Source organism: Mesorhizobium sp. B2-4-17 (assembly GCF_006441275.1).
GTDB lineage: Bacteria > Pseudomonadota > Alphaproteobacteria > Rhizobiales > Rhizobiaceae > Mesorhizobium.
Genome location: NZ_VFUX01000003.1, coordinates 208,809 through 215,560, shown reverse-complemented (window position 1 = coordinate 215,560; position 6,752 = coordinate 208,809). Strand labels below are relative to the sequence as shown.

The following is a 6,752-nucleotide window of genomic DNA, read 5'->3' as shown; positions in this document are numbered from 1 at the left end:
GCGCATTATGATCCGGACGGCAATGCGCTTCGGTTTCTAGAAGTCGGACCAGATCGATTGATTTTCATGGCTGTCGGACCGAGTGGACGCAGGGCGTACATCGATCTGGACGGCAATGGACGCATGATCCCCTACTCGGGCATCGTCTGACTGGACAATATTCCCCGCAGTTCTCCGGGACTATCGTCTGCCGCAGAATTCTTGCCTGCTCAGCCTAGCATAAACCGATTGGATTGCGACGCTTGGCTTTTCGCACCACAGACACTATCGTGATCGAGGGGATTATGGTGGGCGCAATGGGGGAAAAAGGTGCAAACTCAGCGCACTCGGCGGGGAGAGTTCCGCAGCAAGAACCGGTTCGCCCTAAGCGACACAAGCGATCAGGGCTTCACTATAAACCCATGGCCTTAAGCTGCATCGGCGGGCTTCTCACTAGTTTCTGTCTCGTAAGTGTCGGGGTTCTGAATCCACCACCAACTGAAGCAGTTTCGTCGTCAACCCAAGAGAGGGGGGGCAGGCTAAGCCTTACGCTGAGAGAAGTCGCACCGGTCGACCACGCAGCGGCGGTCGAAACTTTTAACCCGTATTTCAGATCGTTGCTTGGCGATGCGGGCGATCACTGTCCTGCGCCACTGGCCGAAGTGACCGTGCTCGTGCCGGCCGGGGCTTCGACTGGGTTAATTCAAATTCGATCTGGATCGTACGTATCCCCCCCATTCCAGGTCACCCACACGCCTCAGCGAATCGCGATACCGTTCCCGGCCGAATACAGTGTGGGACGAGGAGCAATATCTGTACTCGGAACCACGGACGCCGTCTCCCTCGCTCTCGATCCCGTTTGGTACGTTACCCCTCTGGTCGGCACCGCTGAGAGGCAGGTCGTCTGGACACCACGAAAGGCTTGCTAAAAGATGGGCATGAGCAGGGCCGTTTCATTTGGATCAATGATCGCATTCTTGATCGTGCTCGTGGCTGCGACCGTCATCAGTTCTTGGATCCTCAATCCAGATACCGGCCCGATTAACTGGATTAAACAGCTTTCGGGTTCGGAATTGATCTGGAGAGCGCTGGGCGCCCTTGCGGTGATCGTGGCTGGCGCGTCAATAACCTATGTGGCTGCCCGGCTTGCAAACAAATCAGCCAGCAGTCAGTCGACGGCCCGAATGCCGTTTCTAAAGGTCGAGCGTCCGCCGACTTCCAAAGGAACAACAGCCATTGAAGAGCTAGACGATATGGTCGGGCTGTCGGCGGTGAAGGATGAGGTAAACAAGCTCATAGCCCGCCTCAAAGTTGAAGCGATGCGCAAAGAGGCTGGGCTGCCGGTTCCATCAATCAGTTTGCATATGGTTTTTACTGGCCCCCCGGGGGTCGGAAAAACTCAGATTGCCAAGGCCCTGGGCGAAATACTGAAGTCACTGAAAATGCTTCGAAAGGGGCACTTGGTAGAGGTTGACCGGTCGGAACTAGTGGCTGGATATGTAGGCCAAACAGCATTGAAGACCATGGAAAAATGCAGGTCTGCTCTCGATGGTGTCCTGTTCGTCGACGAAGCGTACTCGCTTGCGGGCGCCGGCACGGATTTCGGACGAGAAGCAGTCGAGACAATACTGAAATTCATGGAAGACAATCGCGATCGTGTCGTGGTGATCGTTGCGGGATATCCTAACGAGATGCGTCGATTTTTGTCATCGAACCCCGGGTTGGCGAGTCGATTTAGCAAGACAATTGAATTCCCTTCTTATTCAGCTGAAGAGCTTCTTCAGATATTCCAGAGAATGGCCCAACAGGAACACTACGATATGCCAACGGGCTTTGACCGGGTCTTCCTTTCTTGGGTGCGGACAGCGTTAAGTAGCGAGGATTGGGGAAACGCTCGTGAAATGCGATCACTGCTGGAAAGGATGAGGGAAGTGCAATCTCTGAGGATTGCCGCAACGCCGACAAGTAGTCTTACCAAGTTCGAGATTTCCGATCTGGAACAGGCGACTGCCTGACCGATGATACAGGTGCTCTCCCGCCACGCACTGCTTTGGTCCGATGATAAATGGTATCGCTTGGCCTGGGTGGCGGGGCCTCAAGCCGTAGCTTTGTTGCTGGCGGGATGGTTAATCGCTGTCGCTGCTCATCATACCGACAAACAGGGCTCAGCTTGGGGCGTACCTTTGACATTCGATCAGCTCGACGCAGAAATGCGCGCCGTAAGAGATCAAGCCGTCACAGACAAATCTTCTCTGCAAAAGTTGCTCCAGCTCGCCAAAGACGGACGACCAGTAGCGCAGTTTTATGCTGGAACTCTTTATGACCCCTACTCTCCTTACATCGCGTTTACAAAGGATGTCGAGCAAGCCCAGCGGTATTACGAACAGGCTGCCGAGAAGGCACTTCCCGCGGCCGAATACAATCTGGCCTTCATGCTGATGGCTGGAACATGGAATCCGATCGATCTGGCAAAAGGGTGTCAGTGGGCGAGGCGGTCAGCGGAACATGGCTGGGTAGGAGGACAGCGTCTACTTGGGATCTGCTATCGCGACGGCTCTGGAGGCACCGTCGATAAAGGGCTCGCTTTTGCCTGGTTTATGAGGGCAGCCCAGCAAGGTGACAATGTGGCACAGGCTGAGATCATGTCGGCCTACGCTCGTGGGGAGGGCATACCCAGAGACGAGGCACTCGCCTTCCAGTGGGGCCTCAAGGCCGGTGACGCCGGAAATGCCTTTGCCCAAGAATATTTAGGCGAGGCGTATCTTTCCGGAAAGGGAACCAGAAAAGACGAGCAACTCGCCAAGATTTATTTAAAGCAGGCCGCTAACAAGGGGAACGAGCGTGCGCAAGCACTATTGGCTTCTATGCCAAAGGACGCGGCGGACTAATTTTTAGCCGGATCCGGGTCGTTGAAAGTGTCGCATGCGCTCAAGTTACCGGTATCGAACCCTCGCTGAAACCAGATCCGGCGCTGCTTGGAAGTCCCATGTAGAGAGTCGGGCTGCGGAGAGCCGAGCATCTTAAGTTGCATCGTGTCGTCACCAAGCTCGTGAAATGCAAAAAGCGCCTCTTCGAGGTCGCCGGGGTCTAAGATTCCTTTCTGTTCCATGTAATGTCCCCAGATGCCAGCGAAGCAGTCGGCCTGCAACTCCACGCGTACCGACAACCGGCTCGCGTCGGCCTCGTTCATCTGTCTCCGCATTTGGTGGAACTTGGGCAAGATGCCGGTAAGGTTCTGGACATGGTGGCCGACTTCACGTGCAAGCAGAAAAGCATATCCGATTTCGCTTTTGACACCGATTTCGCTAACCTTTTGAAAGCGAATGACGTCGAGGTAAATTTTATGGTCTTCAGGGCAATAAAAGATGCCATTGGGTGCGGATACGTCCTCACAGGTAGACCTAACGCTGCCGCTGAATAGTACAAGCTTCGGATCTTCATATGTCAGGCCGTTGGCCTTGAAGATGCCCGCCCACGTGTCTTCGGTTTCGGCCAGTACTGTCGCGAGGAACTGTTTCATCGGATCGTCGCCAGGACTCGAACTGGCTCTGATCAACGGCGGGACGCCTGGAAAGACTCGTTTAGATGAATTGGTCGCTACCAAGAGCTCCTCAAGGCCCGACGCGTGGCGATCTACGTCCGGTGCAGTCTCCCTGAATTCGAGTGGCCATGCATTGGCTGCAATACCCACGCAGACAGCAGGAGAGAGACACCAAGTAACCCATCGCATTGCGGAGGCACCCCCGGACAAGCTCCCAACGTACTGTTGGCGAAGCACACTTTGCAAGTCGCCAGACTCGGTCCGTTCCAACAGACGAACGCCACAACGGCAAGCCGGTCTGGCAAGGTGTAGTCCATGTGTTCGACCTGGCGAGCCACCTAAAGTCCACGCGCGCCTTTGCCTGGTCGTCACCAATCGAGGGAAGACGTGCAATAGACGGCGTGAAGGTGCTGCTGGCGCAGGAAGCGCTCGCTGCAAGCGCGGAGCGCGGAAACACCGATCTGCGAGCGAAGCTGACGCATGCTGAGATCCGCGAGGCCGAGCTGGAATACGCCTTGGCTGATGGTGGAGTCCCGCGGCCTTGACCGCCGATCCAATTTGGCAAGAACCGGAAGTCACTCTCGAACGGTGGGCTTTCGTCCGCCATCCGGCGAGTACGATCCATATTGCGGGCTGCGCGATGGAACGGATAGGCTGTCGCGCATGCGCATGTCGACAAACATCGTAGCGTTTGACGCCGGCACTTTGACGGCGGAGACGGCCAGCGGGTGGCTGTATCGTCTCATCGAGGGCGGCTTCACTCCTGGAGTGGCAAGCTCCTCGCGATCATCTTCTTCGGTCGCACTGCTGCAGCGGAAGCGCGGCACCTATCGCCGGATGATCTCGAACTCGCCCTTTCAGAGCCTTCGTCGCCGTCGAGACACTGATCTATGTTGCGAAGATGTTGTTTGGCGGTGATCGAATGAATGCTAATTTAGAATATTCGAATATATAGCAAATAGTAACCGTAACTTGTAGCCACGAAACAAAACCCAATTTCGCTCGAGGACTGACGAACAAAATTCACGCCCGGTTAGTATTTGGGCGTTGAAAGTGTCCCTGTCAAAAAGACGGGGGTTACAGAGTGGAATTTACGAAAATAGAGCGCGACGATGTTGAGGCACGCCAGGATGAACCTGCTGCCGTCATCGAGGCCGAGCCCGCTCAAGTGCGGCCGATCCAGCCGCTGCTCGATCTGAACGTGTCGTTGCATTCGGTGAAGACCGCGGTACGCGCGCAGAACCGGAGGATGGCGGAAGGCTACACCCGCATCGCCACCGAGATCGAGCGGGTACGCCGGCATCTTCCGGTGTCCAAGCTGAAAACCTTCCTCACTTCGGAATGCGGCCTCAATCGCAGCGACATAGGTATGTACCTGAAGTTCATGGAAGTGCTGGGACCACACATGGATTTGGTCACCGAGCGTGGACTGCCCATGACGGTCGCCAAGTCGCTCATCGCCGCTCCTCACTCTGTCCGCAACGAAGCACTTGAGCGCATCGAGGCGGGCAGCTTCATTCATTCCAGCGAAGTGTCCGCCATCAAGCGACGCCAGCGCGAGCAGGCTGCCGATCCGAAAGTGGAAGTCGAGCGCCGCCGGGTCAAGGCATTGCAGCAGTCAGCGCAGCGCAGGGCGCGGATCGAACTAGAAACGTTCTCGACTCGATTTATCTTCTTTGCACAGTCGCTGATCGACTTTTTCAACGACGCGCAGGAAGAGGACGTGGATGACACAAAGATGGAGACACGCCGCGCGCGCCTACAAGACGAGGCCGGCCGCTGCCTGCGGGAATTCGAAAGCGTGTTCGACACGACAAGCCTTCCGCCAGCACAAGAGCGTGGTTTCCATCTTCATGATGAACAGCTCGTCCGGCTGGCCAGGGCATATGACAGTCTTCGCGATCTTGCGGAGGGGACATTCAAGGCGGTCGACGAGGAAGACGGCAATCCCTTTGATAAGGATCATGAGTACATCGATTTCGTCCTGGTCGAGAGCGTGATCTGGCTGTTCAATGACAACGGCGTGTCGGCAAAGGATCTGAAGAGGCGCAAGCTGCCGGCGGAGCCCGCCGCGCCGCAAAAAATCCACCCGCCGTATCGCCTGACGTCGATCGAGATCTGCGCCGGCGCTGGCGGACAGGCACTCGGGCTTCACGCAGCCGGTTTTGACGCCCTGGCCCTGTACGAGCGCAATCCCGCCGCCGCTGAAACCCTGATGGCCAATCGTTGGTTCGGCCCGGTCCATTGCGCCGACGTCACGGAGGTCGACTTCCGCCGTCACTGTGGCGATGTCGATCTCGTGGCGGGAGGAGTACCTTGCCAACCGCATTCCAGCTTGGGCAAGCGGCAGGGCAGGGACGACGAGCGTGACCTCTTCATGGAAGCGGTCAGAATGGTCGATGAAGTCCAGCCAAGAGCCTTCTTCTTTGAAAATGTCAGGGGCTTCGGCTTCCAGGCCAATGCGAACTATCGTGCGGATCTCTACCGAAAGTTCGCCGACCTCGGATATGAGAGCCAGATATTCTCGCTCAACGGCAGCGACTATGGTCTGGCGCAGTTGCGCCCGCGTGTCGCCTTCGTCGGCTTCCGCGACGTTCCTATCAAGAGATTCCAGATGCCGCCGAAGTTCCCGCAATGGAATCGGACCGTTGGCGAGGTGCTATACGACCTTGTCGTGGCCAACGGTTGGGAAGGAGCGGAAGAATGGGCTAGGAATCACGCAAACCGTCGGGGGTCGACCATCGTCGGCGGTTCCGAACAGTCAGGCAGGCTGGCGTTCTCGTCGAACCTTCGCAAGGACGACTGGATTGACATGAAGATCGATCCGTTCGGCATCGCCGACGAGGCTCCCGAACCGGGCCACAAGCTGGACGACTTGTTTCCTCTGACGCTTGAGATGGGTGCCCGACTGCAGGGTTTCCCGGATGGATGGGAGTTTATCGGCTCCGGCGACGAAGGGTCGGACAAGGACCGCAAGACCAAAACCCGCCAGATCGCGAATGCGCTTCCGCCCATCATGGCGCAAGCGGTCGGCCTGGCGATCTACACGGCCCTGACCGGCGTCGAATTTGACTACGCCGAGGCGCTGAAGTCGCCAGAGCTGCCGCCGCAGCGCGACAGAAGCCGACTGAAGCTTTCCGAGAGGCGTGACCTCGAAAAGTATCATCGCGGCAAGTAGCAACACGGCGCAACAATAAATCTCCCGAAGGTCGTGCAACCTTCGGGAGATTTA

Annotated in this window: 4 protein-coding genes and 1 pseudogene; 4 read left to right on the top strand and 1 reads right to left on the bottom strand. The window is 56.8% G+C overall.

Features of this window, described 5'->3' with window-relative positions; genetic code table 11:
- The first annotated feature begins 917 nt into the window (after positions 1–917).
- Complete coding sequence (locus FJ548_RS04600; RefSeq protein WP_246678553.1) at positions 918–1,994, top strand: AAA family ATPase; 1,077 nt, start codon at positions 918–920, stop codon at positions 1,992–1,994.
- A 3-nt stretch (positions 1,995–1,997) separates the two neighbouring features.
- The gene (locus FJ548_RS04595) at positions 1,998–2,867 is read left to right on the top strand and encodes a tetratricopeptide repeat protein (RefSeq protein ID WP_140777058.1); all 870 of its coding nucleotides are present in this window, start codon (positions 1,998–2,000) and stop codon (positions 2,865–2,867) included.
- Here the strand turns inward: FJ548_RS04595 and FJ548_RS04590 are convergent.
- A pseudogene (locus FJ548_RS04590) lies at positions 2,864–3,517 on the bottom strand (neutral zinc metallopeptidase); the annotation flags it as partial. The gene FJ548_RS04595 and the pseudogene FJ548_RS04590 overlap by 4 nt on opposite strands.
- A gap of 320 nt (positions 3,518–3,837) precedes the next feature.
- On the opposite strand from FJ548_RS04590, the gene FJ548_RS04585 reads away from it, so the two are divergent.
- Positions 3,838–4,065 (top strand): hypothetical protein, encoded by a 228-nt coding sequence (locus FJ548_RS04585; RefSeq protein WP_140777054.1) that lies wholly within the window; start codon positions 3,838–3,840, stop codon positions 4,063–4,065.
- Between the two features lie 539 nt (positions 4,066–4,604).
- Entirely contained in the window at positions 4,605–6,698 is a 2,094-nt protein-coding gene (gene dcm / locus FJ548_RS04580) for a DNA (cytosine-5-)-methyltransferase (protein ID WP_140777052.1), read from the top strand.
- Positions 6,699–6,752 lie beyond the last annotated feature (54 nt).